Here is a 25,866-nt window from a genome sequence, read left to right on the forward strand (position 1 = left end):
GCACGCGGAATGGGGCCGGCCGCTCCTCTCAGATGGCAAGTGCGATATTGTTTTCGGCAGCGATGCGGCGCATGTTTATGATGGCGTAGCGCATGCGTCCGAGAGCGGTGTTGATGCTGACGGATGTGGCTTCGGCTATTTCCTTAAATGACATGTTGCGGTAGAAGCGCATCACGAGCACCTCGCGCTGCGGATCAGGGAGGGCCATGACAATGCGTCGCAGATCTTCGTCGATCTGGGTGCTCACTATGGCATCCTCGATATTCCCTTCACAGAGGTCGCGGCGGTTGAGCACATCGCTGGTTTCGTCATCGGCCGAGACGGCATTCTCGATTTTTTCCTGGCGGAAGAAGTCGATGATCAGATTGTGGGCTATCCGGGTGAGCCATCCCGAAAATTTGCCGTGCTCGGTATAGCGTCCCTGCTTGATGGTCATGATGGCTTTGACGAATGTCTCCTGGAAGATGTCGTCGGCAATATCCTTGTTTTTTACAATGTGAAAAATGTAGGAATAGACTTTCTGCTGATGGCGTTCAAGCAATACGTCAAAAGCGTTGTTGTTGTCATTGGCATAAGCTGCAACCAGATCACGGTCGGCGAGCTTTGACAGATTTTGCATTGGTTTCTCGTTTGATTGGTTAGAGTAGCAATGTTCTATAGGCGGTAAATTTGATTAAAAACGTTAAAATAAAGGCGGCATACAATAAACCGGAATTCCTATGGCAAATATATCAAAATTTCATTGACCTCGCAATTGTATTGACATACTTTAACCACTGTTATTCTATGTTTCACACAATAATTCCGATGAATTGGTGTTCTTCTATTTAAGAACTGTCTGAAACAAGGCAAAAACGACGTTAGAATCTGCTATTCCCACCACCACAACCTGAATCTTCACAATATCATGGCTTCTTCCGAACACTGCGGCAAAACAATGGTTGTTCTCAACCAATATAAATCCTATGGCCTGCCAAGTGTGGCAGAGTGGTATGCGGCCAACGGGGGAGAGGTCAGATTGCTTTATATATCAGAGGCTTCGAAGTCCGGTTTTCTTTCAAAGAAAGGTCTGCTGCGTGAATGGACCAAGGCCTTTTTCAAATGGGCTGTGCAGCCGCTGACTTTCAGAAACCGCATTGTCTACTGCACTTCGGCCCAGTTGCCGTTCATGCTCATCTGCCGTCTGGCCGGACTGGCTTTGGGCGACTGCCGCGTCTACTTCCATAATTTTTATCTACATGAACTCGGACGCAAACCGCTGGTGAAACGAATTCTCCGGTTTCTCCTTGCCGACAGCCGTTTTACTATTCTGACCCAGTCAGAGGGGGAGATCGAGTACTACAGAGCCCTTTCGTCAAAAGTTAATCTGAAATTCATACCATTCTGTTCCGATTTCACACCCGTGGCCAAAGAGGATCAACGGACAGCCGGTCTTCCTGATTCATATGTGTTTACCGGAGGATATACGAACCGAGACTATCCTCTGATGTTCAGACTTGCCGGGCGTTTTCCTGACAGACAGTTTGTCTTTGTCGCCTCATCGCTTAACGGCATTGAGTGCCCTCCCTCCCTTGACAATGTAACTCTTCTTTACAATCTCCCGAAAGATCAGTTCGAGTCGATCCTTACGGGTGCCGAGGTTGTTATTGTCCCTCTCAGGGAAGATGTCGGGGCTTCCGGTCAGATGCTTGCCATTTCGGCTGCAAGGAATGCAAAGCCGGTGGTCTATACAGATCTCTCGGTCATCAGTTATTTCTTCTCAGACGGTGCCGGCATTCCTTATCGTCTCGGCGATCTTGACTCTCTGTCCGCCGGGCTGCATGCGTTGTTGTCTGATTCCGGACTGAGAGAGCGCTGTGGACGGAAAGCCCTTGAACGCAGCCGCAATTTTACTATGGATGCCCAGCTGCCGCTGCTGCGTGATGTCATGGGGCTTTGATTATTCATTTGATCATTTCAGAAAAAACAAATCCGGCTGCTCTCACGAGTTACCGGATTTTAACCTATGATTCACTTATTATTTTTTGCTTAAGTCGGATGCATCGTCAGCAGCTCTCCCGGAGCACTGTGGTCCCGGCGGGATTACGTGCCACTTCTGATGCGGGTGCAAAGATATGTCATATTTTTGAAATTAGGGGCTTTCAGACTGAAAAAATCAGTGTCTGAAAGCCCCTGTTAACGTTTTTTACTGAAACGGGCAGTTGTCAGCGGTTGTTATTTGCCGCCGGGAGTCTTGATGTTGCCGCCTTTGGCGCTCTCAGCCTTGGGGGCGAGACCGCGGTTGCGGAGCAGAGCATCTACCGAAGGTTCATGGCCGCGGAAACGCACATAAAGTTCCATCGGATCCTCGCTGCCGCCCTTTTCAAGCACATTTTCTTTGAATGCTTTTGCTGTGGCGGGATCAAAGATACCTTTTTCGCTGAAGAGTTCGAAGCCGTCGGTGTCAAGTACTTCGGCCCAGAGGTAGGTGTAGTAGCCGGAGGCATAGCCGTCGCTGCCGAACACGTGTTTGAAGTAGGGCGAGCGGTAGCGGTAGGCTATCTGCCGGGGCATGTTGAGCTTTTCGGCAACCTGCTTTTCAAAATTGTCCACGTCAATCGTCTCGCCTTCGGCCGGATTGAGCATTCCCCATTCGAGGTCAAGCAGCGATGCGCCGGCAAGTTCGGTGGTGGTGAAGCCCTGGTTATGGGTGGAAGCGGCCTGGAGCTTGTTGATGAGGCTTTCGGGGATCACCTCGCCTGTCTTGTAATGGAAGGCGAATTCCTTGAGCAGTTCGGGTTCCAGAGCCCAGTGTTCGGTGATCTGAGAGGGAAGTTCCACGAAGTCTCGGTCAACGTTTGTGCCTGCCTGGCTGCGGAGTTTGGCGCGGGTGAGCATGCCGTGGAGTCCGTGACCGAATTCGTGGAACATGGTTTCCACTTCATCCACAGTAAGGAGGGCGGGTGTGTCGGCAGTGGGGCGGGTGAAGTTGCCCACGTTGTAGATGATCGGACGGCCAACGGTTCCGTCAGGATCTTCAAACGATCCTTTGAACTCGCTCATCCATGCGCCCTGGCGCTTTGAAGGGCGGGGGAAGTAGTCGGTCATGAAGACTGCCACGTGTTCGCCCTTGAGGTCTTTGACTTCATAGACCTTGACTTCGGGATGATATTTCGGGGCTTCGGGAAGTTCGGTGAATGTCACGCCGTAGAGTCTTTCGGCCAGAGTGAAGATGCCTTTGCGCACATTCTCAAGCGAGAAGTAGGCGCTGACTTCGTTTTCGTCAAGCTCGAATTTTTTCTGACGGAGTTTTTCGGCATAATAATAGTAGTCCCAGGGTGCGATCTCGAATTTGGCGCCTTCGTTGCGCACGTATTCCTGCATTTCGGCTACTTCCTCGCGGGCGCGGGCTGTGGCCGGTTCCCATATTTTCATCAGCAGGCTCTTGGCTGCTTCCGGGGTCTTGGCCATGACGTTGTCAGTCATGTATGACGCATAGTTGTCAAATCCGAGCAGGCGGGCCTTGGCGGCGCGGGTCTTGATGATCTCGCCGATGACAGGGCGGTTGTCATAGGGCGCTTCGGAGGCAAGTTTCATGTAGCCTTCATACATTTTGCGGCGCAGTTCGCGGTCATCGGCATATTTGAGCAGGGGCAGACGGCTGGGGGCGTGGAGCGTGAAGATCCATTTGCCGGCCTTGCCGCGGCTGGCAGCTTCGGTGGCGGCGGTGCCCACGATGCCTGCCGGAAGTCCGGCGAGTTTCGACTCGTCATCCACAAGAAGTTCGAAGCTGTTTGTCGATGCAAGCAGATTGCGGTTGAACTGGAGATAGAGGCGGGTCAGATCGTTGTTGATGTTTTTGAGTTTTTCTTTCTCGTCGGCTGAAAGAAGGGCACCGTTGCGGGTAAAGCTCTTGTAGGAGAGTTCGATGGCGCGTTTCTGCGGACCGTCAAGTCCGAGCTGGTCGCGGCGGTCGTAGAGATATTTGACGCGCTGGAAGAGCTTGTCGTTCATCGAGATCTCATCAGCTGCCGCCGCAGCCATCGGATAGGCTTTTTCAGAGATGGCGGTCATCTGCTCGTTGTTGTCAGTCTCGTCGAGAGAGCCGAACACGAGCATCACGCGCTGGAGCAGGGCGCCGCTCTTTTCCATAGCGAGGATGGTGTTGTCAAAGGTCGGGGTAGCCGGGTTGTTGGCTATTGCCTCGATCTCCTTTTTCTGTTCGGCTATGCCCTGCTCGATTGCGGGGAGATAGTCGTCATAGGTGATCTTGTCGAACGGCGGAATTTCAAACGGGGTGTTGTAAGGAGCCAGAAACGGGTTCTGACGGGTCTGTGCAGTCATATCTGCTGAGGTGCTTAGTGCTGCCGGGAGCAATACGGCTCCGAGGGCGGCTGTTAATAATCGGTTCATGTTTCCGGATGGTATTATATATATTGGTTTATCGGTCAGGGTGCGGATTCAGGCTGAAGCCGGAGGTCCTTGTCGAAGAGGAAGGTGGTCAGCAGCGGGTTGTGGTCGCTTGAGGATATGCCTCCGCGCTCTATGTCAATGGCTTTGAACGGTCCGCGGTAAAGCACATGGTCTATGCGGAAGTAGAAGCGGTCACCGTGATATGTGATGGCCGGCCCGAAGGCGGCGTCGGCATAAGCGTCGTTCATTCCGTCGGCGCTGAGGATGCGGCGCACGGCATAGCAGTCAGGGATGTCATTGAAGTCGCCGGCCACTATGAACGGACCGCCTATCGAGTCGATCACGTTTTTGACTGTGTTGGCCTGGGCGGCCCGGTCTCTGAACGCCACCGCGAGTTTGCTCAGAAGCTGCGATTTCACATCGTTGATCTCACTCCTGAGTTCCTGCTTGCTGTCAGGCACGTTACGGAAAGTCTGTTTGTAGAGGGCCTTGTCGGCATCGGTCAGGCCGATGGATTTCAGGTGGACGTTTATCAGGTGAACTGTCTGCCCTTTTATGTCAAGCCGGAAGCATTCCATCACGTTGTGGTCTTTGGGCGGGATGTGGATTCTGACCGGAGTGACGGGATACTTCGAATATACCGAGAGCTGATTATCGCGGTTGATCACCCGGTAGGGGTAGCGGGCATAGAGCGAGTCGAGCTGGCTCTGCTTCATGTGCCAGTAGTCGCCTGTGGTTACCGCTCCTGATTCCATCATGTTCAGTCTGCCGGGGCAGGTCAGTTCCGGTCCGGCCTCCTGAAGGTTGACAATGTCGGCGTCGGTCGAGAGTATGTAGCTCATAGTGGCGTTTGCCTCCAGCTCCGGGTTTTCGCCACGGAAGTCGCAGTAGTGGAGTATGTTGTATGTCAGCAGGGTGAATGACCGCTCCTTTTCCTGCTCCGAAAGGCTGTGGCCTAAGATGTGGAGTGGCGAGAAGCTGAGTATCGGCTGGATGGAGATGAGCCATCCTCCGGCTATGATCAGAGCGAGCCGCCGGTCGAAGAACAGATCGGCTGTCATCACTATCATCCCAAGAGGAGCATTGCCGGAAAGGTCATGGCTATCATGGCCATGATCACACGTGTGTCAGGGTTGAAAGTCCCTCCGTAGGCTGCCAGGATGGTGAGCATGGCAACAAACAGATTGATCCCCACGGCTATGGCGAGGACTGTCGATCTGACCGGGCGGTGTGGACGGGGAATTTTCATTTGATCTTACGGCTGACATCGAAAAGGCGCTGACGCTCTTCGGGTGTAAGGGCGGCATAGCCTGATTTTTTTATTTTGTCGAGAATAGAGTCGAGCACTTCGCGGTCTGAGCGGCTGCATGTGGGCTCATGCTGTTTAGCTGTCTTCTGGCCGGAGCCTGCGCCGGCCTGGCGGGTGTTCCGCTCAGGTCTCGCGGAGCGGCTGCGGCTCCAGGCTGCTGAGGTGAGACTGTTCCATAGGTTGGCCATTCGGTCAAAGGCCCGGTTGAACGGAGCCGTGATGTCATGGCCGCGTTTCATGCGCAGGGCATAGAGAGCTCCGACGGCCACCCCGCCGATATGGGCTATCTCTCCCCCGGCATTGTTGCCTGTGACTCCTATGAGCACCAGAAATATGGTGATTATGGCAATCCATTTGATCGACACCGAACCGATAAACAGCAGATTCATTCTGAAATCGGGCATGAGTATGGCTGTGGCGGTGACTATGGCTATCACCGAGGCCGATGAGCCGATGAGCATCCCGTAATGCTGGGCAAACATAGGCAATCCGCAGTAGGCCGCTATAAAGAGCACGGCGCCGCCCAGTCCGCCAAGCAGATAAAGCGCAAGGAGTTGCCGCGGTGTGGCTATCATCATGAAGAGTGTGCCGAACCAGTAGAACCACAGCAGATTGAACACAATGTGCATCAGGTCATACTGCGCGAACATATAGGTAAGCAGCGTCCACGGGCGCGTCAGGAGCACTCCCGGCGAACTTGGCAGCTGCACATAGCCCAGCACGGCGTTGATGAAGTCAGGGTTGCCGGAGAATATGCCTCCGATGGCCGTCAGGCGCAACACCACGAAGACCCCGATGTTGACCCAGATGATCTTCATCAGCATCGTAGAGGTCGAAAACGACCGTCTCAGCTGTCGCAGTGTGTCAGAAACCGCCATGAAAAGTGCCTTTCTTTTTCCAGTAAAGTATTATGAAGAAGCCGAAGATCATGCCTCCGAGATGAGCGAAGTGGGCCACTCCGTCGCTCCTTCCCGCGGCCTCGCTGAGACCGATGAGAATCTCGATCACACCCATGCCTATCACCATCCACTTGGCCTTGATGGGCACCGGAATGAAAAACAGATAGAGCGGAGCGTTCGGGAAGAGCATACCGAAGGCAAGCAGGATGCCATAGATGGCTCCCGATGCGCCGATTGTCACAAACATGTTGAGGTTTCTGGCCAGCCACGCTCTGCCTTCGGCCGTGAACTCGGAGTTGGTCACAAACTCGCGGGCTTCGGCGAAGTCCACGTCAGAAGTCTTGGCGATGAGTCTGACAAAGGTGTCTTCCCAGGTCAGCGCCCAGGTCAGCTCCTGGATCAGGGCCGCACCGACACCGCATGAGATGTAATAAAACAGAAAGCGGGCGCTCCCAAGAGTGCGTTCGAGCGTCATGCCGAACATGAACAGGGAGAACATATTGAAGAAAATATGCGCCAGGCTCCCTGTCGAATGCATGAACATGTATGTGAGCAACTGGGCCGGATTGAAATCCGAAGCCTTGAAATAGTGGAGACCGGCATAGGTCTCCAGGTCCGCGCCGAGATGACGCGGAAGTACGAACATTGCCAGCCAGACAATCAGATTTATGATAATCAGATTCTTTGTAACAGGCGGCATCTGTGAGAAAAATGAGTTTCCTGTCTGCATAGCTGCAAATTTACAAAATATTCCCCGAATATTCACATCACTATGCGGGGAGTAGGGAAATATGCGGAGAGATAGGGGGCGGATTATTTGTAAACAATTGTTTTACGCATAATAGTGTGCCGACCGGCCTGATTAACTGTTTTTAACTAATGTGGCGCTCCCGCAGAAAGGAATATTTACCGGGCGTAAAACAAATGCCGCTGTCAACGTGTTAAAATTGAAATAATTTCATCAATTTTAAGGCAGGCGAGATTCCTGCTGTTTATAAACTTGAATAGCACAAAGGACAATGAATAGACTCCGTTCATCATCAGGCATGGCAAAAGCCGTGGTGTTAGTCTGTGCGGCTCTTCTGACGGGCTGCGGACACTCTGAAAAGGCGCAGGTAGCTCCGCCGGTCAAGGTGACGGTCATGCCTGTGAGCATGACCCGCCCTGACGGCAGACTGTCTTTTTCCGGAACTGTGGAATCAGCGGAAACCTCGATGCTGAGTTTCTCCGTGCCGGGAACCATTACAGATTTCTATGTCGAGGAAGGTCAGCGCGTGGCCAAAGGGCAGGTGCTCGCCAGAGTCAGGAGCGACAGCTATGTGAACGCCGGCAATATCGCCGATGCGGAACTTGCAGAGGCCCGCGACGCATATGCGCGTCTTAAGAAACTTCATGACGCCGATGCTCTTCCTGAGATCAAATGGGTTGAGGTGCAGAACAAGCTGAAGCAGGCTGAGAATGCAGCCGAGATGTCACGGCGCGCCGTCACGGATGCCACTCTTCATGCTCCGGTCAGCGGTGTGGTCAGCCGGAAACTTGCCGGAGTCGGGCAGACGGTCATAGCGGCTGAGCCGGTGCTGGAGCTTGTGACCGTCAGTGATATCCGTATAACCATTTCCGTTCCTGAAAGTGAAATCGGCGCGATTGCCGAAGGCCAGGCCGCCACGGTCGGTTTCAAGAGTCTCGGCATAGACTCGCTCTCCGGCCGCGTGGTGCGTAAATCGGTTGTGGCTGATCCTCTGACACGCGCCTATACGGTCAAAATTGCCATTCCGACGGCTGACGGACGCATCCTGCCGGGCATGGTCGGAGATGTGGCCGTAGCTTCAGTCGCGTCGGCTGATTTGTCGGCCACGGCGGCAGAGGTGCTTCTTCCCTCGCAGTCTGTACTTCTCGACTCTGACAACCGCACGTTTGTCTGGGTGGTTGACGGAGGCAAGGCGGCCCGGCGCTTTGTCAAGGCCGATGCTCTGGCTTCGGGCGGCGTAATAGTGTCGGAAGGCCTTTCGGCCGGCGACAGCGTGATAGTGGCCGGTATGCGGAAAGTTGGAACCGGCTCTCCTGTCAGCGTAGAGATTCAGGGAGCCTACGGGGCCGAATGAGTTTATATTTCCTAATTACAGATACACTCTAAGTTCAGACTATGTCCAGTCAGTCAGATTCTAAAAACACTGTTCCGGCTCCGTTGGCAAAGCCATCGCCGATAGTCGTGGCCGGAATGAAATACAGCAAGGAGATCATTCTGATCACCTGTATTTTCATCGCTTTCGGCATCTATGCACTGAAAGTGATGGATAAAAACGAGTTTCCATCGTTTACAATCCGCGAGGGTGTGGTCGGTGCGGTCTATCCGGGCGCTTCTGTCGAACAGATAGAACAAGAGGTGCTGAAGCCTCTTGAAGACTATGTGTTTTCTTACAATGAGGTCGACAAGACCAAAACCCACTCGCAGATCTCAGGCAATACGGCCATCATCTTCGTAGAGCTTGATGACAATGTGGATGATGCGGACAGCTTCTGGAATGAGTTCAAGATCGGCATGGAGGCCGAGAAACTCAAACTTCCGCCGGGAGTGCTCGGTGTGGAGACTCTCAGTGATTTCGGCGAGACATCGGCGCTGCTGATCACCATGCAGAGCAATGAAAAGACATATCGGGAGCTGAATGACTATATGGATGATCTCAAAGATCGTCTGCGCACCATAGAGAGCGTAGGCACAATGTCGGTCTCCGGCATGCAGACCGAGCAGATTGCGGTCTGTCTCGATCCTGAAAAGCTACAGCACTATGCCATCTCGGAGAAGACCGTAGGAGCTACTCTTCTGGCACAGGGCTTTCAGACCACCGGAGGCTCTCTCCGCAACGGTAGCTATACCCGGCCCGTTTTTGTGGCCCGTCCGGTCAATTCTGTGGCCGATGTCGCCGCTATGGTTGTGTTCTCGGCCCCTGACGGCAGTGTGGTCCGGCTCGGCGATGTGGCCGAGGTCAGAAAGGAATATCCCGATCCTGACAGCTATATCACCAATAATTTCGATAAATGCATACTCTTGAGCGTGAGCATGAAAGACGGTTACAATATCGTAGAGATGGGCAAGGAGGTCGACGCGCAGCTTGAAAAGGCCCGTGCCGACATGCCGGAGTCTGTCACGCTTTTCAAGATAACAGATCAGCCGGTGGTGGTCAACAGTTCGGTCAACTATTTTCTCGTCGAGCTGCTGATAGCCATAATCGCGGTGGTGGTCGTTATCATGATTCTTCTGCCGCTGAAAGTGGCGCTTATCGCTGCGGCGACAATTCCGGTGTCGATCTTTATCTCGCTCGGACTCTTCTATGCCTTTGACATAGAGCTCAACACCGTGACCCTCGCCTGCCTTATAGTGTCGCTGGGCATGATTGTCGACAATTCGGTGGTGATCATTGATGACTATGTCGAGCTGATATCCGAGGGTATGGACCATATGTCGGCCACTCTCCGGTCAGGAACCGAATTTTTCAAAGCCATTTTCTCTGCCACACTCGCCATATCGGTGACTTTCTTCCCCTTCCTTCTGACGGTGACAGGCATGTTCCGTGACTTCCTGACGGATTTCCCCTGGGGCATGACCATAATTCTGTTTGTGTCGCTTCTGATAGCCGAACTTCTCGTGCCATTCATGCAGTTCAGGCTGATCAAGGAGCCGATCTACAAGGAGCAGCAGGAGGCTCTCGCCTCAGGCAAGAAAAAGTTCAGCATTTTCAACTCGATGCAGAAAGGCTATGACCGTCTGATAGGGCTGTGCTTCAGATGGCCTAAAACTACCATCCTTATAGGTGTGATCTGCGTGGCGGCAAGCGCATGGATGTTTGTGGCCACACCTCTGCAGCTCATGCCTATAGCCGAACGCAATCAGTTTGCCGTAGAGATTTTCCTTCCGCAGGGCACCTCCGTGGAGCGCACCACCCAGGTGGCCGACTCGCTTGAGCGAATACTGGCGGCTGATGACAGAGTGGTATCGATAGCCTCTTTCCACGGCTGCTCGTCGCCTCGCTTCCAGGCCACTTACGCTCCGCAGGTCGGAGGCCCGAACTTCGCGCAGTTCATAGTCAACACAAAAAGCAATCAGGCTACCATCGATGTGCTCGACGAGTACACCGGAAAGTATGAAAGCTGGTTTCCCGACGCTTTTGTCCGCTTCAAGCAGCTCAGCTATTCTACAGCCGACTATCCGGTAGAGATCCGTTTCACCGGATCTGACCGCGAGGCTCTGAGCCAGGCCTGCGACTCGCTGTTGCGTGTGGCCCGCCGTGTGCCCGGACTGAGAAACGTGCGATCCTCGCTTGACAATCCTGTGGCCGTCGCCATGGTCACGCCTGACGTGACACGTGCTTCGCGGCTCGGTCTCAACAGTGTGCTCCTTGAAACTACTCTTGCCATGCGTTATAGCTCAGGACTTCCGGTGGCCACGGTCTGGGAAGGCGACTATGGCATACCCGTGGTGCTCAAAACCGGAACTTCTGACCGGTCAACCGCCGAAGATCTTCTCGGCGAGCCTATGCCGGTGATCGGCCTGGGCGATGTGCCTTTGCGCCAGATAGCCGATGTCAGGCCCGAATGGCATCCTGGCATGCTCACACGTTACAGCGGCATCCCATCCGTGTCGCTCATTGCCGAAGTGCAGCGCGGGGTCAACGTGATCGACCGCACGGAAGCTCTGATGGACAGCATAGACCGTTATGAGCTTCCAGCCGGAGTCAGCCTTACACGCGGAGGCGAATGGGACAACACCATGAGCACTCTCCCGCAGATTCTTGGAGGCCTGGCCATCGCTGTGGTCATCATCTTCTTCATCCTCCTGCTGCATTATGCCGCGGCTGACACGGCGCTCCTTCTTCTTGCCTGCCTGCTGCTGTGCATTCCGGGCGCGGCAATCGGACTGCGCATCCAGTCTACGGATCTCTCGCTCACCTGTGTGCTCGGTCTGGTGTCGCTGATGGGCATCCTTGTCAGAAACGCGATAGTGCTTCTCGACTATGCCGAAGAGCTGCGCAATCAGGGCGCGAGTGTCTACGATGCTGTCTTCAATGCTTCCAGCCGACGTATGCGCCCTATCTTCCTGACATCTGCCGCCGCCACTATGGGGGTGCTCCCGATGGTGATGGGCGACAGCGCCCTGTGGAAACCTATGGGGGTGGTGATCTTCTGGGGCACACCTGTCACCATGATATTCATCCTCACCGTGATCCCCGTGGCCTACTGCCTGATGAAAAACCGCGGAAAGGCGGCTGACAAACCTCTCGAAGAGCCTCTTGAAACCCATCTGCTCTAAGAGCTTGCCTAAGAAGCCGCTATTAGCCGGCCTATAAAATACATCTGACAATCTTTCTCAAAATCCATATCAAGCGATGAGACATATCAGATTTGCAATACTACTCGTTTCGCTCGCCGTGGCATCAGGGCTGAAAGCCGCTGAGGCAGACTCGGTCATCACTCTTGACCGCTGTATTGAACTGGCGTTTGCCAATAATATGGCCGTGCGCAATGCCGCCAATGACACCAGGGCGGCCGTAGAGCTTCGCCGCGAAGCGTTCACTAAATATTTTCCGGAGGTATCAGCTACCGGGATGGCTTTCTGGACGCATAATGACATTTTTCAATACAATCTTCTGGACATAATCGAGATCGGATTCATCAACAAGGGCAAGATGGCCGGCGTGCAGGCCATGCAGCCGGTGTTTATGGGCGGACAGATCGTCAACGGCAACAAGCTTGCGGCTGTAGGCGAGGAAGTGGCGAGGCTGCGTCAGCAGCAGACTCTCGACGAGCTGAGGCTGACAACCGAGTCGCTCTACTGGAAACTGGTGACTCTCAAAGCCTCACGCGGAGCTCTTGAAGCCGCAATAGCCACGCTTGACACGCTTGACACCCAGGTGAAGGTGGCTGTGGACGCCGGTGTGGCCATGCGCAACGATCTGCTCAAAGTGCAGCTGAAACGCAACACCTACCGCTCCGAAATGGTCGATCTTGACAATGGCATCAAGCTTGTCAGAATGCTTCTCGGCCAGTATATGGGCAAAGGCGCAGACTGGAATTTCGATGTAGACGACGCTGTGCCTGAGGCTGTGCCTGATTTCCCTGCCGAGCTCTATATGCCCGGTGCTGACGCGCTGCCTCTGACCACCGACTATAAGCTGCTGCAGAAAAACGTCGAGGCCAAAAAACTCGAAAAGCGCATAGAGATAGGCCGGAACCTCCCGCAGGTGGCGCTTGGAGCCGGATGGTTCTATCATGACCTGCTTGAACAGAACCACAACTTCGGTGCGCTGATGGTGGCTGTGAATATTCCTCTCTCCGGATGGTGGGGCGGTTCGCATGCCATCAAACGCAAGTCGCTTGCGCTTGAAAATGCACGCAACGAGCTGACGGATCTCGGTGAAAAACTCGAAATCGGAATGCAGGACAAATGGAACAGCCTCACCGCCGCCCACCGCAAGATGGACATTGCCTGCGAAGGGGTGGGGGAAAGCTCTGAGAATCTGCGGCTCAACCGTCTCTATTATGAGGCCGGAATGTCGACAGTTACTGACGTGCTTGAAGCTGAGGCGAGCCACAAGGAGTCGATTGACAGCTATATAGCGGCTTACGGAGCATTCTGCGTGGCCCGGTCGGCCTATCTGATCGCCACCGGGCGCACCGCCGCCGGCAGTGATTCCGGCGATCTGTGACAGCGGTTTTTTCGGCTCAAGCCGAAAGCACGGTGCATATGTTAAATTGGGCAATTAGAAGTGTTAAATTTTTAGGCGTAGAGTTTGACTAATCGGAAGATGAAGAAGTCGCGGTCCCGGACACCACGCATTTGTGAGCGAAATATTTTGACTTTAGAGTTGAATGCCTCGGCAGAGGCATTGGTCGCACGACGACGGAAATAGTTCAGGATTGTTGGGGCGTGGTTCTTGAATGTTTTGATTACCGAGCGGAAGTTGTTGTTACCCAATGCCATTACCTTTTCATACCACTTGTTCATCCTCCCCATGGCTTTTGTCGGTGAGATTTTAGCGTTGAAAATCTTGCGCAGCTCCATCGCAAGGCTGTATGCAGCCTTCAATATTGGATAGTATTTGAACAGTATGTTGACACGATGGCGCTGTATGTCAGTCCATTTGTTCTGCGACATCATCAGAGTGTGTTTGCTGCGAGCCAGTATCTGGCGCATGGTCTCTCCGTTGGAGTACGTTACCGGCGGTTCGGACTTGTTGCGGTTGTTTTCCTCTGCGATGAGCTGTCGGCGAATGTCAATGCGGATTTCGTCAACGGCCTCATTATAGACCTGTTGGACATGAAAACGGTCGTTGACTACATGGGCGTTATAGAACACTTCTGCGGCTATGAGCATCATTGATGGCGAGAGATCGCAGGTCACTTCCTTGACCCTGCGTCTGATTGATTTCTCCATAGCTCCGATGAGTATGGATATAATTTCGTCACTCTTTGTTCCGGGAATGGCTGCCGCAAGTGTTCCCTTGCCTCCGTGGCCGTCCTTGTTGGTCAGGAACGTCCATACCTCCCCGTTGCTCAGACACGTCTCATCAAGACTCATGTAAGGGCCGATATTATCGGCGTTGAAATAGAACCCACAGCCAAGCTCCTGTTCGCACCAGTCGGCGTAACCGCTTATCTTATTGCGGTACAAGTCGGCAAAATGTTTGCCGTTGACGCAGTACATCTGCGCTATCTGTTTAATCGACAGGGCTGTCGTCTCCACCTTCGTCTTTTAAAAAAGCCACGAACTCGGCGCTGAGTCGTGTTCCTTCCTCGTTGGGAAGTTCGAGATTGTAGCTGAAGATTTCGTTGGTCTGCCTGTCCCACCACTTGTTCTTGCGCATGTGAAGAAATACAGGCCGTCCACGCATCGGATAGTCCTGTATTGTTACATAATCCGTATAGCCTCGCGCTACGATATTTGGATTACGATAGTCTTCATCAGACAGTTTCTTCTTTTCGTCAAGCCATATGTCATAGGACTGTTCCGTGCGCTCGAAGCGCACCATTTCAAATAGTTCGTCCATGCCCTCGGGCAGGCACATCCATATTGCATCTGCGGTTTTCATGCCACAAATTTAACACTTTTCTCAAAATTCATGCACCGTGCTTTCGGCTTGACCCGTTTTTTCTTTGTGTTAACCTTATTTAACTCTGAAATATCGCAAAATATTTGGCAGGATAAATAAAAGTTTCTACCTTTGCACCACGAAAATGACATCGCGGGGTGGAGCAGTGGTAGCTCGTTGGGCTCATAACCCAAAGGTCGCAGGTTCGAGTCCTGCCCCCGCCACTAAGAAGAAAGCCTTGCAACCGGCAGCGGTTGCAAGGCTTTCTCTTGTTCGCCCCCTCGTCTGGGGCGGGGGATAGATCAGAATAATTAAAAGAGGCTGCCTAAACTTGTTAGACAGCCTCTTGTGGTCCAATGACTTTGTTTAGTGTCCAATTAAACAGAGAGCGCGACCAATTCTTTGCCAAGGTGGTTGAGGGCACCTACTATTTTCTCAGCTTGTTTCGGGCGTGGCTTGGAGCGTCCGGCTGCGTAGTGCCAGAGTTGGCGCTGATTTATGCCTGTAATACATTGCAGGGCTGCAAGAGAGAAAATATTCTGATAGTGATTCAGCAGACTCTGCACATCAAATCTGTAACGGATAGCTACATCTTTTTCAGCCAGAATCGGAGGATATTCAGTGCCATCGGCCTGACAGCATTCAACATAAAAATCAATGCTTTCTCGCACATACGGTTCAAAACCGTCGAAATCGCCTTCGTATGCAACGACCCAGCCCGGAATAATGTCGCAAGAGGCACTATATCCTGAGGGGGTCTTCGATGTATTGATAGTCAATGTCTGCATATAAGTAACTCTTCAATATTGAACGATATAATATACATAAGTAGCTCCTAAGGATAATCTTTTAAATTAATTTTTCAGAGTTACTTAATTATAACAATTTATTTTATAAAATAGCGCGGGCATCATGCCCGCGCTATTGTTCCGCACAAAGAGATGGCATTAAAATGAAAGGAAGGGGAAGGGAGTTTTGCTCCCTTTCCCTCAATCAGAACTCTAAGCCTGATTGTTTCTGCACACTGTCAAGTTCTCTGCCGTAGATGTCTGACGACGGTTTTCCATTGAGTGTTACCGTGCCGGGCTTCGTCGGATGTTTTAACTGGCGGTGGCTACCTTTCTGCCTGACGATCATCCAACCGTCGGCAAGCAGCACTTTGAGCACTGCTGAGGTTTTTAATACTCTCATGTCAATGTTCTCTTTAATTGGACACTGCAAAGGTAGTAATTTTACTATTATTCTGCAAGGCGCTTGAATATTTTTTTCAAAAAGATGAAAGCCACCGATATGAAAAGGATCACTCCCGGCGGGGGAGGGGGAGGGTGATGGTGAAGATCAGTCCGCCGGAGGGCCGGTTGGCCACACGGATGGTGCCGCCGTGTTGTAGGACGGCGTTTTTGACAATCGACAGGCCGAGACCGGTTCCGCCCGAAGCCCGCGAACGGCCTTTGTCGATGCGGTAGAATCTCTCGAAGAGGTGGGGCAGATGCGAGGGATCGACTCCGCAGCCGTTGTCGGCCACTGTTATCACAGCCTTTCCGCTGCTGAGCGAGACTGTTTTCAGACTGATGCTGTCACCCCCGCTGTAGGCTATGGCGTTTTCAATCAGATTGTGGAACACTGAGGCGAGCAGATCGGCATTGCCTTCTACGGTCAGCGGTCCGATGATTTCATTGTTGATTCCGATGCCTTTTGCCTCGGCGGCAGGGGTGCAGTCACAGACCACTTCGGCTATGAGCGGCTGCAGATCCACCCGGCTGCGCGAGATCATGCGTCCGCCATCGTCTATGCGCGTAATGATGGCTACGTCGGCAAGGAGGCGCTTGAGTCTTCCGGCGTTGGCCAGGCAGCGTTCGAGGAATTCGCGACGCTTTTCCGGCGCCATGTTCTCATGGGTCAGGAGGGTCTCTATGCAGACGTGGATGGAAGCCACCGGGGTTTTCAGCTCGTGGTTGATATTGTTGGTCAGCTGTTTCTTTATCCGATCCTTTTCTTGCTGCTGGTGCATGGCGGCTGCATGTTCGCGGTCGCGGTCGGCCACGGCCTGCTGCAGGCGGGCATAGAGGCGCACTATGTGGTTTGAGATGTCGCCAAGTTCATCGTGGGGGAAAGGTTCGGTGTCTATGATCTTCTCTCCGCGCTCAGCCTTTGCTGCGAAGCGGTCGAGCCGCAGAATGTTCTGCCCCACGCGGCGTGTGGCCAGGAATCCGAGGAAGCAGAAAAGGAGCGTCAGTCCGCCCATAGCCCAGAGGAAAGTGTGGTCGGCCTCAAGGATGCGGCTGAGAGGCAGGGAGTAGGGCAGTGCGGTGCGCACAATCATTCCGTCGGCGCTGCGTGTGGCCGAGTAGAAGTAGGTCGAGCCGGTGCTTTCGCTGTGGCGGCGCAGTGTGTATCCAGAGCCGTTGCGCATGGCTTCGGTGATTTCCTTGCGGCCGCTGTGGTCTGTGCCGGGGAGATGGTCGAGGGAATTGTCATAGATCACCTTGCCCTGGGAGTCGATGATGCTGACGCGGATGTCGCCGAGCGGGGCAAAGCGGTCAAGGTCGATCTGTTCCACGGTCTTTCCTTCGGCCAGGCCGTCGGAGATGTGGAGGTTGACCAGCTGCAGCTGCGAGTTGAGTTCCGCGGCCTTGAACTCCTTTTCACGACCGTACTGGAAGATGACCATGCTCCCGACGAGCAGCAGCGAGTAGCCCAGTAGCCACACAAAAAGTCGGCGGGCATATGAGAGCCTAATCCATGAATCCGTAGCCATAGCCTGAGCGGGTTTTGATGTGGGAGCCGTAGCGGCCTATCTTCTGGCGGATGCGGGTGATGTTGACGTCGACCACGCGGTCAAGCACCACCACTTCATCGGGCCAGATGTCTTTGATGAGTTCTTCGCGTGAAAAGACGCGGCCTATGTTGCGTAGAAGCCTGAGCAGGATCTCGAATTCTTTCCGAGGGAGTCTGATCTCCTCGCCGTCAACCAGGCAGCGTTTGCATGAGGGGATCACGGTCAGTCCCTCGAATGTCACCTTCTCCTCGGCCTGAGGCTGGGGTGTGGCAGGAGCTGAGCGGCGCAGCACGGTCCGCACTCTGGCTATGACGTTGCGCAGCGAGTAGGGTTTCATTATGTAGTCGTCGGCGCCGGTCTCCAGACCTTCGATCATGTCGTCTTCCGTGTCTTTTGCCGTGCAGAAGATCAGCGGCACAGATGCTGTGGCCGGATTGGCCCTGATGATGCGCGCAAGCTGCAGGCCTGAGATCTCGCCCATCATTATGTCGAGGAGAATCAGGTCATACGAGCCTATGTCAAGGGCAAGCGCTTCTTCGGCGCTTCCGGCGGTGTCTATCTCATAGCCTTCGGCCTCAAGATTGAAGCGCAGGGCCTCGCGCAAGGTCTCTTCGTCATCGACGACCAACAGTCTCTTGCTCATTTGGGATTGTAATTTATGCTTTATGGCATTATAACAACCGGAGGCTGTGAAACGGTCATCTGACAGTGATAGTTCTTTCTGGTTTTGTTTTAGTTCTTCTTTCATGGGTTCCGGATGGATTTCTGATGCAAAGATACACAGAGAAACTGAAGAAAGAGTGCGATAATGCGGGGGAACGTGGCCTTGCCGGGATTTTTTTTGCCAAGAGGCTGTAAAGCTTGCGGTTTTTATTAACTTTGTGGATAACAGACAACACCTAATATATATTATATATGTATATCCATGACAGCAGAACAGTAGTAACCCTTGACGCCGGCGGCACCAATCTGGTGTTCGGAGCTATGAAAGGGTGCGAGTATATCACAGAACCGATCACTTATCCCTCTAATGCCCATGACCTTGACCTCTGTCTCGACACTATGGTGAGCGGTTTTCGCGAGGTGATCGACTCGCTTGACGAGAAGCCGGTTGCCATCAGCTTTGCCTTTCCGGGCCCGGCCGACTATCCCAACGGCATAATCGGTGGTTTTCTGCCGAATTTTCCGTCGTTTCGCGAGGGTGTGGCTCTGGGACCCTTTCTGGAAAATGAATTCGGCATTCCGGTGTTCATCAACAATGATGGCGACCTGTTTGCCTACGGCGAGGCGCTATGCGGAGCTCTGCCTGATATCAACTGCCGCCTTGCGGAAGCCGGAAGCGGCAAGCGCTACCGCAATCTGCTGGGCTATACCTTCGGCACCGGTTTCGGAGTGGGAATGGTGGTCAACGGGCAGCTTAACCGGGGCGATAACTCCTGCGTGGAGACTTTTTGTCTGCCACACAAGACCAAAAATGGTATCATAGTCGAGGAGGGGGTGGCCGTCAGAGCCGTGAAGCGTGTATATGCCGAACTGTCAGGCGATCTCGGCCACAGTTTAGAGCCGAAAGATATCTGCGAGATTGCTGATGGCAAGCGGCCCGGCGATGTGGCGGCGGCCCGCAGGGCTTTTGAGGAATTCGGAGAGACTGCGGGCGATGCGATGGCCATAGCCGCCCAGCTGATCGACGGCATAATAGTGATAGGCGGCGGCATCACGGCAGCCCGTCATCTCATACTGCCTTCGCTGCTGGGAGAGCTGCGCGCGTCTCTGTCGACGATCGGAGGCGACAGTGTGCGCCGTGTGCAGATGGAGGTGTTCAACCTCGACGATCAGGCTGAGTTCGAGGTTTTTGCAAGAGGAAACAGCCGCCGTATCCCTGTCAGAGGCACAGACCGGACGGCTGTCTATGACGATATGAAGCGTATAGGTGTGACATTCTCGCGTCTCGGAGCCTCAAAAGCTATCTCGGCCGGGGCCTATGCCTTTGCTTTGTCGAAGATAGACGGCGAGTGAGCTCCCTCTTTGAGGCATCGTCATCTCCCGTCATGTATTGTATTCATGACGGTAAATCGGTGTCCTCGACCGGACACCATCATTGAAAGATCATCGCTATCCCCCCGACACCTGTGTGCTATCGCACGGTGTCGGGGGCTACGATTAAATCGGTGTCCTGCCGGACACCCGCTATCCCATACCCGGTCGGTGGTTCCGGCGCCATTCTGTAGGCACTTGCCGCCCCATGCCCGGCCGGGGTCCGGTGTCATCCACGGGCCTTGCTGCCATTGGCGGACCTTTCATCGTCGCGGTTAGGCTGGTGGCGTCCGGAGGACGCAGATTTACTCATAGCCCGTGACACCGCAGCGCAGAGCGCAAAGGTGTCACGGGCTACGTGTATTTCTCCGAAAACAGGTGTCCGGTCAAGGACACCGATTTACGGTCGTTCAATGCAGGAGGATGAAGACTTTATGCTTCCTGCCCGGCGGCGCCGTGCTCCATGATGGCCTGTACGGAGTTGATGGCGAGGAAGGTGGCGCCTGTGCCGTTGATTGCGCCGAGGATGGCTATGCGGTCTTCAGGCGTAAGCAGGCCCTGCTCGATGAAGTCATGAAGAGCCACAAGCGGATAGCGCTGCTGCCGGGTATAGTCTTCGTAGTAATATGCCTTGATGCCGTAGGAGATGCTCAGCCAGCGCATGGTGCGGCGGCGGTAGCAGATGGCATAGACGGGACACGCGCCGCGGAACGATGCGATGAACCGGGCTGTGCGTCCGTGGTAGGCATTGGCAATGATGGCTTTTGTGCCGATCTCGCGCTCGGAGACCACGGCCTGGCGGGCCAGGAATGAGGTGACGTGTTCGTCAGCGAGCTGCGGAATATTGTCGCTGGTGATGGTGGCGGTCAGAGAAGCCTCCACATCTTGGGCCACACGGGCCATAGTCGACACGGCTTCGACCGGATAACGGCCGTTGGCAGTTTCGCCTGAGAGCATGAGGCAGTCGGCGCGCTGATAGACGGCGTTGGCTATGTCGCTGACCTCGGCGCGGGTGGGTCGCGGCGAGGTGATCATGGAGTGGAGCATCTGGGTGGCCACGATCACGGGATGGTGTGCGGCTATACATTTGGCTATCATCTCGTGCTGGATCACGGGGATGCGTTCGGCTGCCACTTCGATGCCGAGGTCGCCGCGGGCAATCATGATGCCATAGGAGGCTTCGAGAATGGAGTCGAAGTTGTCGACGCCCTGCTGGTTTTCGATCTTGGAGATGATCTTCATGTCGGAGTCGAGGCGGTCGAGCTCGTCCTGGACGGCTTTGACATCGTCGGCGCTGCGCACAAACGAGTGGGCCACGAAATCGACGCCGAGCTTTGCAGCTGTGGCCAGAGTGGCCTTGTCGCGTTCGGTGAGCGAGGCCAGACGGATGTCGCTGCCGGGAATGTTGACGCTCTTGCGCGAGCCGAGGTTGCCGTCGTTGAGACAGCGGGCGCGTATGATGCCGGTGGCGGCGTCGATGTCGAGAATGAGGAAATCGAGTTCGCCGTCATCGATGAGGAAGTGCATGCCCGGATGCACGTCATTGGCAATGTCGGCATAGTTCAGGCAGATGCGTCCGGCACTTGTCGGTTCCGAGGTGTGACCGCAGAATTCCACTTCCATTCCTTCGCGGAAAGCAATCTTGTCGTTTGGCTCGGTGTTGACTGTTGTGCGTATTTCCGGCCCCTTGGTGTCGATGATGATGCCGATACGGGGTGAGACAGCCCGGCAGTTTTCCACTATCTGTGCCATTCCTTCGGCTCCGAGATGGGCCGAATTCATGCGTACCACGTTCATGCCTGCTTCGAAAAGACTGCGGATAAAATCCACATCGCAGCGGCGGTCGGAAATCGTCGTGATTATTTTAGTGCTCTTTTTTAGCATGTGCCTATTACTTATGATTTATGTGAAATGACTGAATGACAGACCGGTCATCATAACCTCCTTTTTCTCGGCCCGGATGACTCGGCCGCACAGGCCTGACGGTATGAAAATCCTGCCTTGTGCAAATTTTTTGCAAAATTACTCAAATCTATCGGTTAAGCCATGAAACCGTTAAAAATATTTTGCATTCCGAGGCCTGACAAGTCATGTGCGAGTCCTGCCGGTTCCCGGATTCCGTCCGTCCAATACCTTACATGAAAAGATGAGGAATGGGCGTAATTTTATATAATATTAACTAAAAACGCCACTCTTCTCACAAGAGCATGTGAAAAGTCTATTGTATTAAAATACATAATTTTGCAGCAATATCGGCTATGATCTCTTAGAGGGCGTTTCATAACACCTCTCTGACGCCTCTTGTTTCAAGTGTGTTTGATAAAGTTGAAAAAGAGACTGCCGTGTCCGCTCTCCTTTTATAGAGAGTGATGGACGGTAGTCTCCTTCTGATGAGTTATGATTGACGGTATATATCTGTGAGCGATATGTCGGCTTAGAAAGGCAGGTCGTCAGTAGCCGAGGGAGTGAGGTCCGGAGCCGGGGGAGCGGGAACTGCGGCGGGAGCTGTATAGCCCTGAGGCATCTGCTGGGCGGGACCGTAGGCTGCGGGAGCGCCATAGGCTGCAGGAGCGGCTGCTGCGGCAGTGGCATCCTCGGCTTTCCATGCGCGGACTTCTACGAACCAGCGGCCGTTATATTCGCGGCTGTCGATGTCAAAGCTGATTTTCACAAGCTGTCCGACCTGTAGAGGATACTGGTCCACACGGTCACCGAAGAAGTTGAAGAAGACTTTACGGGGGTAGGTTTCCTGTGTCTCAAGCACATATTCGCGTTTCTTCCAGGGGTTTCCTTTTTGAGATGTGCCTCCTACTTCGGGGAGAGCGACGATGATTTTTCCTGTAACTTCCATATTGTGTTTAGAATTTTTCGGGGTGGATTGATGCGGCCGCCCATAGGGGCAGACCGACTACAAAAGTAATCAATTTCCCCCAACCTGCCAAATCCCCGCCTCCTCCATTCCCAAAAACTTTTCAACACACTTTTCAACACACCTCATGGGCAGCCCGTGTCAAAAGGGGAAATGTCGCGGAAGCAAGCGCTCAAAGTGTGCCTATGGTTTTTCCCAAACGGTGATGCTTTTGCGCAGAGCCACACGGCCATACTTTTTCATCTGCTGGCTGCTGTTGCCTTTCTGCTGGCGGAGCACATATATTTTGACCGGACGGAAACCGATCTGCTCGGCTATGGCTGTTGAAATGAAATCTACCGGAATCACTTCTCCTGCATAGCGCACATTGTCATTGACAAAAGCTACTTTCGCACTATGGCGACAGGTGCGAAACAGTTCAAAAAACAGAAATGTCAACTCCGTGAAATATCCTTCGACCATAGGGATTACTCCTTTGTTGTTGATCTCTCCGTTGGCCATTCTCAGTTTCAAGGCTTCTATGACCTCTTTTAAAGGTTCGCATGACTGGAGTATTCCGCATATCCGCTCAAAGTCGGCAGCCCGACCAATGGATGTATAGAAGTCACGCAGATGGCTGACTTTTGATTTGTTTTCGACCGTACATGACAGCAGGTCCTGACGCAGTTGCCTGATTCTGGTGTCAGAAACGCCAAGGTAAGCAAGTTCGAGCGCATATGTGCGGGTATAGTCGTAGCGGTTGCAGTATGGCGGTGATGTGATCACGGCATCAATACTTTCAGAGGCCCTCAGCGGGAGTTTGTATAAAACACTTCCTTCATGGAAATCACAGCTGCATCCTTTGCGGCGTGGCATCGTGTTGCGGATCAACTCAATGTCAGCTATGAACTGGTTGAGTTCGGAGATGATTGCATTTCTGAACGAGGGTATGTCACCTTTGTTGAGCTTTACGACCATAGGGCGCCTGCCGGTTTCCTCGCGTTTCTGTATTGCGCGGATTATTTTGGGCGAGCGGATGTCCCAGCGCAGATATTGACCGTCTTTGGCCGAGTAGCTAATCCGCTCCAGAATGTTTATTGCACACAGCCGGAAGAGGGTTTTGCAGTTGTCTGAAAAGTCTGATGAGGCAATCAGTTCTGTGAAGTAATTCAGTTCGATAGCGTTTTGTTTGGGATAGCCTTCTTCTGTGATGGTGATATATGGAGTTTCCTGACGGTAGTTTCCGGGCAATTCCCGGCTTGCTATAAATTCAATGAGCCGATGAAGCTCGGCTATGTTATAGTCATGGACCGCGCTTTTTGCTTTTATGGCGATGGCTGACATCGGCAGGATGTCATAACCGATGCTGTTGATGTTCTCTGCTGACGCTACCAGAGCGGTGGTGCCGGATCCCATGAAGGGGTCGAGTATCGTGTCGTCAGGCTGGAGTTTGAATTCGCTGATGAGATTTCTGACAAGTTCGGCTGAAAAACCTTCTTTGTATTTCAGCCAACTGTGGATGCTGTCGTTCTTGCTCAGCTGGAAACTGACGCTTTTGCGGTCGAATCGGTCGGTTATATCGGCAAGCGGCCAATATTTTTCTTCCAGACGGAGTCGTTCTGAGTCAGAAGCGAAGCCTTCGGCTGAAAATGACGAGAGTTTCCATCGGTTGTCAGTATCCGTTGCAGTATATTCAGGGAATAGGCTTGAAATCATGTCGGTCAAAGGCTTAGTGTCCATGCGCAGTAAGATGTCAGTTGGCCGTCATCTGTGAGATTTGCGGCAAAACTTAAGGTTGAATCCGAGAGCTGATCCCAGATCTCGGTAGCCATTTTTGCTTCGATGGCGGCTGCTATGAATGATGTGCACACCGGAGCCGGTCTGAATGCAGATCTGATGCGGGAAAGTGCGGAGTTGCCGGTTTTCCAGTGTTCATCGGCTCCGGCCGGGTCTATGCCGCCTTTGAGTTCTCCGAACATCAGGGCTTTTTGTGGATGATTCACAATGCGTCCGGAATCAAAACTTAGGCAGTCGCCATCGAAAAGGCAGATGTCTACATTGTTGTTGACCAATGGTATTTTTGTATTGAAAAACAAGAGGCGGTTCTTGCCGTCGTGGCTCCACTGGATGGCGGCGATTTCAGATGCTGCTGTAAAGTCGGCTTCGTAGCTGCCGCTTGTCCATCCGTTGTTTTTCTTTTGCTGTTTTGACAGCACGTAATATGGGATTTCCCGGATAGCCAGTAATGAAAGCAGTTTCCTGACGAGTTTCATCTGAGCGAGTTCACCGACATAGTTCCTCATGGATCCGCCGAGTGAATCACCTTTGATCAGCAGAAAGCGATATGTAAGTTCTTCTGCAAATTCATTGCCTGCGGGTTCAAGGAAATTCTTTATCAGAGCGCGTATTGCTTCGGTCTTGTCTGCTTCAGTGAAATATTTGAAGGCTTTGTCAGAAAGTCCGGACGCTGTAAGAAGAGCCGGGCGGATGGCATCGATGCCGAGCAGAGCCTGCGGATTTTCTGCTGTCAGGGCATATGCGCGTAGAGTCCTGGCCTGTTCGATGTACGGGCGCCCTTTTTCATTCTTTGCAAGAGCGGCCTCTATGAAGCCGCTGCGGGTCTGGGTGCGGGAGGTGATCAGTTCTTGGGCTGATCTGATGATCAATAGTGGATTCATGGGATTACAAAGATACTTATTTTTTCGTTATGACGCAACCGAGGCCTCCGCTGTGTGGGCGGGGCCTCGGTGATATTGTAGGGTGGAGGAGGGGCTGATTCTGTCAGCGGCATGAGGCGCGCTTCATGCCATCAGCGACGTTCGACGGGTTTCATGTCGTAGGAGAGCATCGCGAGAGTGAAACCCCAGTAGATGAAGGCGAGCGATGTGAGGAAGCTTGTCATTGCCATGTCCTGTACCCAGCCTGCTTCAATGAAGAAGAAGCCGATGAGCATCAGCAGTATGCCGTTGATGAGCTGGAGCCACCAGTAGCGGCGTCCGCTCTGGTTGACTGCGCTGCAAAGGGCGCTGATGCCCCAGAAGATGAAGATGAAGGCAATGAAGTAGGGGAATACTGCTTCGGAGAGTACGATGCTGCGGACCATGAGGAAGCCGATGAACATGTCGATGATGCCTCCGGCAAGCCACCATCCCCAGCCTCTGCCGCGGTCAGGTCCGGAGGAGACGAGGAGCTGGACAATGCCCACAAGGATGAGCAGCCATCCGAAGATCTGGGATGCTACGGCGTAGCCGGCTACGGGCCAGAACCAATAAGCGAAACCGCAGATGACCATTAGGATTCCCGCTGCGAGGATCACCCACCAATAGCGGGTCTGTCCCCAGAATTTTTCAATTAGCGTTTTCATAACGTCTTGTGTTTTTTGTTAATAGTTGAAATTGATTTTGCGATATAGTTTGTGTGTTTGCTTCATAGAAGTGATTGCGCTGAATCGAAAGTGAGGAACAGCGGGATCACTCGCTGTAATGTAATAACGCGCGGCGTTTTGAATTTGTTGAGAAAAA

The 25,866-nt window shown here is 53.2% G+C and carries 22 protein-coding genes and 1 tRNA gene; 6 read left to right on the forward strand and 17 right to left on the reverse strand.

What is annotated here, in order from left to right; all coding sequences use genetic code 11:
- Positions 1–28: 28 nt before the first annotated feature.
- Positions 29–619 (reverse strand): RNA polymerase sigma factor, encoded by a 591-nt coding sequence (locus E7745_RS04685; RefSeq protein WP_136408399.1) that lies wholly within the window; start codon positions 617–619, stop codon positions 29–31.
- A gap of 288 nt (positions 620–907) precedes the next feature.
- Here E7745_RS04685 and E7745_RS04690 point away from each other — a divergent pair, with 288 nt between their 5' ends.
- On the forward strand, positions 908–1,939 hold the full coding sequence (locus tag E7745_RS04690) for a hypothetical protein (protein ID WP_123398818.1): 1,032 nt from the start codon (positions 908–910) through the stop codon (positions 1,937–1,939).
- Between the two features lie 275 nt (positions 1,940–2,214).
- Here the strand turns inward: E7745_RS04690 and E7745_RS04695 are convergent, their stop codons facing one another.
- Genes E7745_RS04695 through E7745_RS04715 form a run of 5 tightly spaced genes read right to left on the reverse strand, consistent with a single transcriptional unit; the run spans position 2,215 to position 7,300 of the window.
- Entirely contained in the window at positions 2,215–4,392 is a 2,178-nt protein-coding gene (locus E7745_RS04695) for a M3 family metallopeptidase (protein ID WP_240740367.1), read from the reverse strand.
- Positions 4,393–4,427: 35 nt separating this feature from the next.
- Positions 4,428–5,462 carry an endonuclease/exonuclease/phosphatase family protein gene (locus E7745_RS04700; RefSeq protein ID WP_136408400.1) on the reverse strand — a complete coding sequence of 345 codons (1,035 nt, stop codon included), beginning with the start codon at positions 5,460–5,462 and terminating at the stop codon, positions 4,428–4,430.
- The gene (locus tag E7745_RS04705; protein ID WP_136408401.1) at positions 5,459–5,641 is read right to left on the reverse strand and encodes a hypothetical protein; all 183 of its coding nucleotides are present in this window, start codon (positions 5,639–5,641) and stop codon (positions 5,459–5,461) included. The genes E7745_RS04700 and E7745_RS04705 overlap by 4 nt, the downstream gene beginning before the upstream one ends.
- Positions 5,638–6,579 carry a rhomboid family intramembrane serine protease gene (locus E7745_RS04710; RefSeq protein WP_107032384.1) on the reverse strand — a complete coding sequence of 314 codons (942 nt, stop codon included), beginning with the start codon at positions 6,577–6,579 and terminating at the stop codon, positions 5,638–5,640. Before E7745_RS04710 ends, E7745_RS04705 begins: the two co-directional genes overlap by 4 nt.
- Positions 6,566–7,300, reverse strand: a complete 735-nt coding sequence (locus E7745_RS04715) for a rhomboid family intramembrane serine protease (RefSeq protein ID WP_107032439.1) — start codon at positions 7,298–7,300, stop codon at positions 6,566–6,568. Before E7745_RS04715 ends, E7745_RS04710 begins: the two co-directional genes overlap by 14 nt.
- Positions 7,301–7,619: 319 nt before the next feature.
- Here E7745_RS04715 and E7745_RS04720 point away from each other — a divergent pair, with 319 nt between their 5' ends.
- The 3 genes from E7745_RS04720 (at position 7,620) to E7745_RS04730 (ending at position 13,301) form a co-directional block, all read left to right on the forward strand.
- Entirely contained in the window at positions 7,620–8,702 is a 1,083-nt protein-coding gene (locus tag E7745_RS04720; protein ID WP_123398815.1) for an efflux RND transporter periplasmic adaptor subunit, read from the forward strand.
- Between the two features lie 41 nt (positions 8,703–8,743).
- Positions 8,744–11,905, forward strand: coding sequence for an efflux RND transporter permease subunit (locus E7745_RS04725; protein ID WP_240740368.1), 3,162 nt, complete (start codon positions 8,744–8,746; stop codon positions 11,903–11,905).
- Positions 11,906–11,981: 76 nt separating this feature from the next.
- Positions 11,982–13,301, forward strand: a complete 1,320-nt coding sequence (locus E7745_RS04730) for a TolC family protein (protein ID WP_136408402.1) — start codon at positions 11,982–11,984, stop codon at positions 13,299–13,301.
- Between the two features lie 71 nt (positions 13,302–13,372).
- Here E7745_RS04730 and E7745_RS04735 read toward each other — a convergent pair whose 3' ends face one another.
- Together E7745_RS04735 and E7745_RS04740 are read right to left on the reverse strand one after the other, a co-directional pair.
- A complete protein-coding gene (locus tag E7745_RS04735; protein ID WP_240740261.1) occupies positions 13,373–14,338 on the reverse strand; it encodes a transposase in 966 nt (321 codons plus the stop codon).
- Entirely contained in the window at positions 14,313–14,684 is a 372-nt protein-coding gene (locus tag E7745_RS04740; protein ID WP_107037111.1) for a transposase family protein, read from the reverse strand. Before E7745_RS04740 ends, E7745_RS04735 begins: the two co-directional genes overlap by 26 nt.
- Positions 14,685–14,836: 152 nt before the next feature.
- On the opposite strand from E7745_RS04740, the gene E7745_RS04745 reads away from it, so the two are divergent.
- Positions 14,837–14,908, forward strand: a tRNA-Met gene (locus tag E7745_RS04745).
- Between the two features lie 153 nt (positions 14,909–15,061).
- Here E7745_RS04745 and E7745_RS04750 read toward each other — a convergent pair.
- The 4 genes from E7745_RS04750 to E7745_RS04765 all read right to left on the reverse strand — a co-directional run bounded on the left by E7745_RS04750 (position 15,062) and on the right by E7745_RS04765 (position 18,106).
- The gene (locus E7745_RS04750; RefSeq protein WP_107032387.1) at positions 15,062–15,472 is read right to left on the reverse strand and encodes a hypothetical protein; all 411 of its coding nucleotides are present in this window, start codon (positions 15,470–15,472) and stop codon (positions 15,062–15,064) included.
- 205 nt (positions 15,473–15,677) lie between these two features.
- Positions 15,678–15,875: a type II toxin-antitoxin system HicA family toxin gene (locus tag E7745_RS04755; RefSeq protein ID WP_107032388.1), complete on the reverse strand. Its 198-nt coding sequence runs from the start codon at positions 15,873–15,875 to the stop codon at positions 15,678–15,680.
- 109 nt (positions 15,876–15,984) lie between these two features.
- Positions 15,985–17,442 (reverse strand): cell wall metabolism sensor histidine kinase WalK, encoded by a 1,458-nt coding sequence (locus E7745_RS04760; protein ID WP_136408403.1) that lies wholly within the window; start codon positions 17,440–17,442, stop codon positions 15,985–15,987.
- Positions 17,420–18,106: a response regulator transcription factor gene (locus E7745_RS04765; RefSeq protein WP_136408404.1), complete on the reverse strand. Its 687-nt coding sequence runs from the start codon at positions 18,104–18,106 to the stop codon at positions 17,420–17,422. The genes E7745_RS04760 and E7745_RS04765 overlap by 23 nt, the downstream gene beginning before the upstream one ends.
- A gap of 272 nt (positions 18,107–18,378) precedes the next feature.
- Here E7745_RS04765 and E7745_RS04770 point away from each other — a divergent pair, with 272 nt between their 5' ends.
- Positions 18,379–19,479, forward strand: coding sequence for an ROK family protein (locus E7745_RS04770; RefSeq protein ID WP_136408405.1), 1,101 nt, complete (start codon positions 18,379–18,381; stop codon positions 19,477–19,479).
- Positions 19,480–19,929: 450 nt separating this feature from the next.
- Here the strand turns inward: E7745_RS04770 and pyk are convergent, their stop codons facing one another.
- From pyk to E7745_RS04795, 5 genes are all read right to left on the reverse strand, one after another.
- Entirely contained in the window at positions 19,930–21,381 is a 1,452-nt protein-coding gene (gene pyk / locus E7745_RS04775) for a pyruvate kinase (protein ID WP_136408406.1), read from the reverse strand.
- Positions 21,382–21,931: 550 nt separating this feature from the next.
- On the reverse strand, positions 21,932–22,348 hold the full coding sequence (locus E7745_RS04780; protein ID WP_136408407.1) for a DUF3127 domain-containing protein: 417 nt from the start codon (positions 22,346–22,348) through the stop codon (positions 21,932–21,934).
- Between the two features lie 201 nt (positions 22,349–22,549).
- On the reverse strand, positions 22,550–24,061 hold the full coding sequence (locus E7745_RS04785) for a DNA methyltransferase (RefSeq protein WP_136408408.1): 1,512 nt from the start codon (positions 24,059–24,061) through the stop codon (positions 22,550–22,552).
- 5 nt (positions 24,062–24,066) lie between these two features.
- Positions 24,067–25,023 (reverse strand): AvaI/BsoBI family type II restriction endonuclease, encoded by a 957-nt coding sequence (locus E7745_RS04790; RefSeq protein ID WP_136408409.1) that lies wholly within the window; start codon positions 25,021–25,023, stop codon positions 24,067–24,069.
- Positions 25,024–25,154: 131 nt separating this feature from the next.
- Positions 25,155–25,709, reverse strand: a complete 555-nt coding sequence (locus tag E7745_RS04795; RefSeq protein WP_107032395.1) for an HdeD family acid-resistance protein — start codon at positions 25,707–25,709, stop codon at positions 25,155–25,157.
- Positions 25,710–25,866 lie beyond the last annotated feature (157 nt).

Origin of the sequence: Duncaniella sp. C9, from assembly GCF_004803935.1 — a bacterium.
GTDB lineage: Bacteria > Bacteroidota > Bacteroidia > Bacteroidales > Muribaculaceae > Duncaniella > Duncaniella muris.

What these genes read in the sequence shown, in the direction of transcription:
- E7745_RS04685 (WP_136408399.1), bottom strand. Translation starts at nt 619, where the DNA reads ATGCAAAATCTGTCAAAGCTCGCCGACCGTGATCTGGTTGCAGCTTAT.
- E7745_RS04690 (WP_123398818.1), top strand. Translation starts at nt 908, where the DNA reads ATGGCTTCTTCCGAACACTGCGGCAAAACAATGGTTGTTCTCAACCAA.
- E7745_RS04695 (WP_240740367.1), bottom strand. Translation starts at nt 4,392, where the DNA reads ATGAACCGATTATTAACAGCCGCCCTCGGAGCCGTATTGCTCCCGGCA.
- E7745_RS04700 (WP_136408400.1), bottom strand. Translation starts at nt 5,462, where the DNA reads ATGATAGTGATGACAGCCGATCTGTTCTTCGACCGGCGGCTCGCTCTG.
- E7745_RS04705 (WP_136408401.1), bottom strand. Translation starts at nt 5,641, where the DNA reads ATGAAAATTCCCCGTCCACACCGCCCGGTCAGATCGACAGTCCTCGCC.
- E7745_RS04710 (WP_107032384.1), bottom strand. Translation starts at nt 6,579, where the DNA reads ATGGCGGTTTCTGACACACTGCGACAGCTGAGACGGTCGTTTTCGACC.
- E7745_RS04715 (WP_107032439.1), bottom strand. Translation starts at nt 7,300, where the DNA reads ATGCCGCCTGTTACAAAGAATCTGATTATCATAAATCTGATTGTCTGG.
- E7745_RS04720 (WP_123398815.1), top strand. Translation starts at nt 7,620, where the DNA reads ATGAATAGACTCCGTTCATCATCAGGCATGGCAAAAGCCGTGGTGTTA.
- E7745_RS04725 (WP_240740368.1), top strand. Translation starts at nt 8,744, where the DNA reads ATGTCCAGTCAGTCAGATTCTAAAAACACTGTTCCGGCTCCGTTGGCA.
- E7745_RS04730 (WP_136408402.1), top strand. Translation starts at nt 11,982, where the DNA reads ATGAGACATATCAGATTTGCAATACTACTCGTTTCGCTCGCCGTGGCA.
- E7745_RS04740 (WP_107037111.1), bottom strand. Translation starts at nt 14,684, where the DNA reads ATGAAAACCGCAGATGCAATATGGATGTGCCTGCCCGAGGGCATGGAC.
- E7745_RS04750 (WP_107032387.1), bottom strand. Translation starts at nt 15,472, where the DNA reads ATGCAGACATTGACTATCAATACATCGAAGACCCCCTCAGGATATAGT.
- E7745_RS04755 (WP_107032388.1), bottom strand. Translation starts at nt 15,875, where the DNA reads ATGAGAGTATTAAAAACCTCAGCAGTGCTCAAAGTGCTGCTTGCCGAC.
- E7745_RS04760 (WP_136408403.1), bottom strand. Translation starts at nt 17,442, where the DNA reads ATGGCTACGGATTCATGGATTAGGCTCTCATATGCCCGCCGACTTTTT.
- E7745_RS04765 (WP_136408404.1), bottom strand. Translation starts at nt 18,106, where the DNA reads ATGAGCAAGAGACTGTTGGTCGTCGATGACGAAGAGACCTTGCGCGAG.
- E7745_RS04770 (WP_136408405.1), top strand. Translation starts at nt 18,379, where the DNA reads ATGTATATCCATGACAGCAGAACAGTAGTAACCCTTGACGCCGGCGGC.
- pyk (WP_136408406.1), bottom strand. Translation starts at nt 21,381, where the DNA reads ATGCTAAAAAAGAGCACTAAAATAATCACGACGATTTCCGACCGCCGC.
- E7745_RS04780 (WP_136408407.1), bottom strand. Translation starts at nt 22,348, where the DNA reads ATGGAAGTTACAGGAAAAATCATCGTCGCTCTCCCCGAAGTAGGAGGC.
- E7745_RS04785 (WP_136408408.1), bottom strand. Translation starts at nt 24,061, where the DNA reads ATGATTTCAAGCCTATTCCCTGAATATACTGCAACGGATACTGACAAC.
- E7745_RS04790 (WP_136408409.1), bottom strand. Translation starts at nt 25,023, where the DNA reads ATGAATCCACTATTGATCATCAGATCAGCCCAAGAACTGATCACCTCC.
- E7745_RS04795 (WP_107032395.1), bottom strand. Translation starts at nt 25,709, where the DNA reads ATGAAAACGCTAATTGAAAAATTCTGGGGACAGACCCGCTATTGGTGG.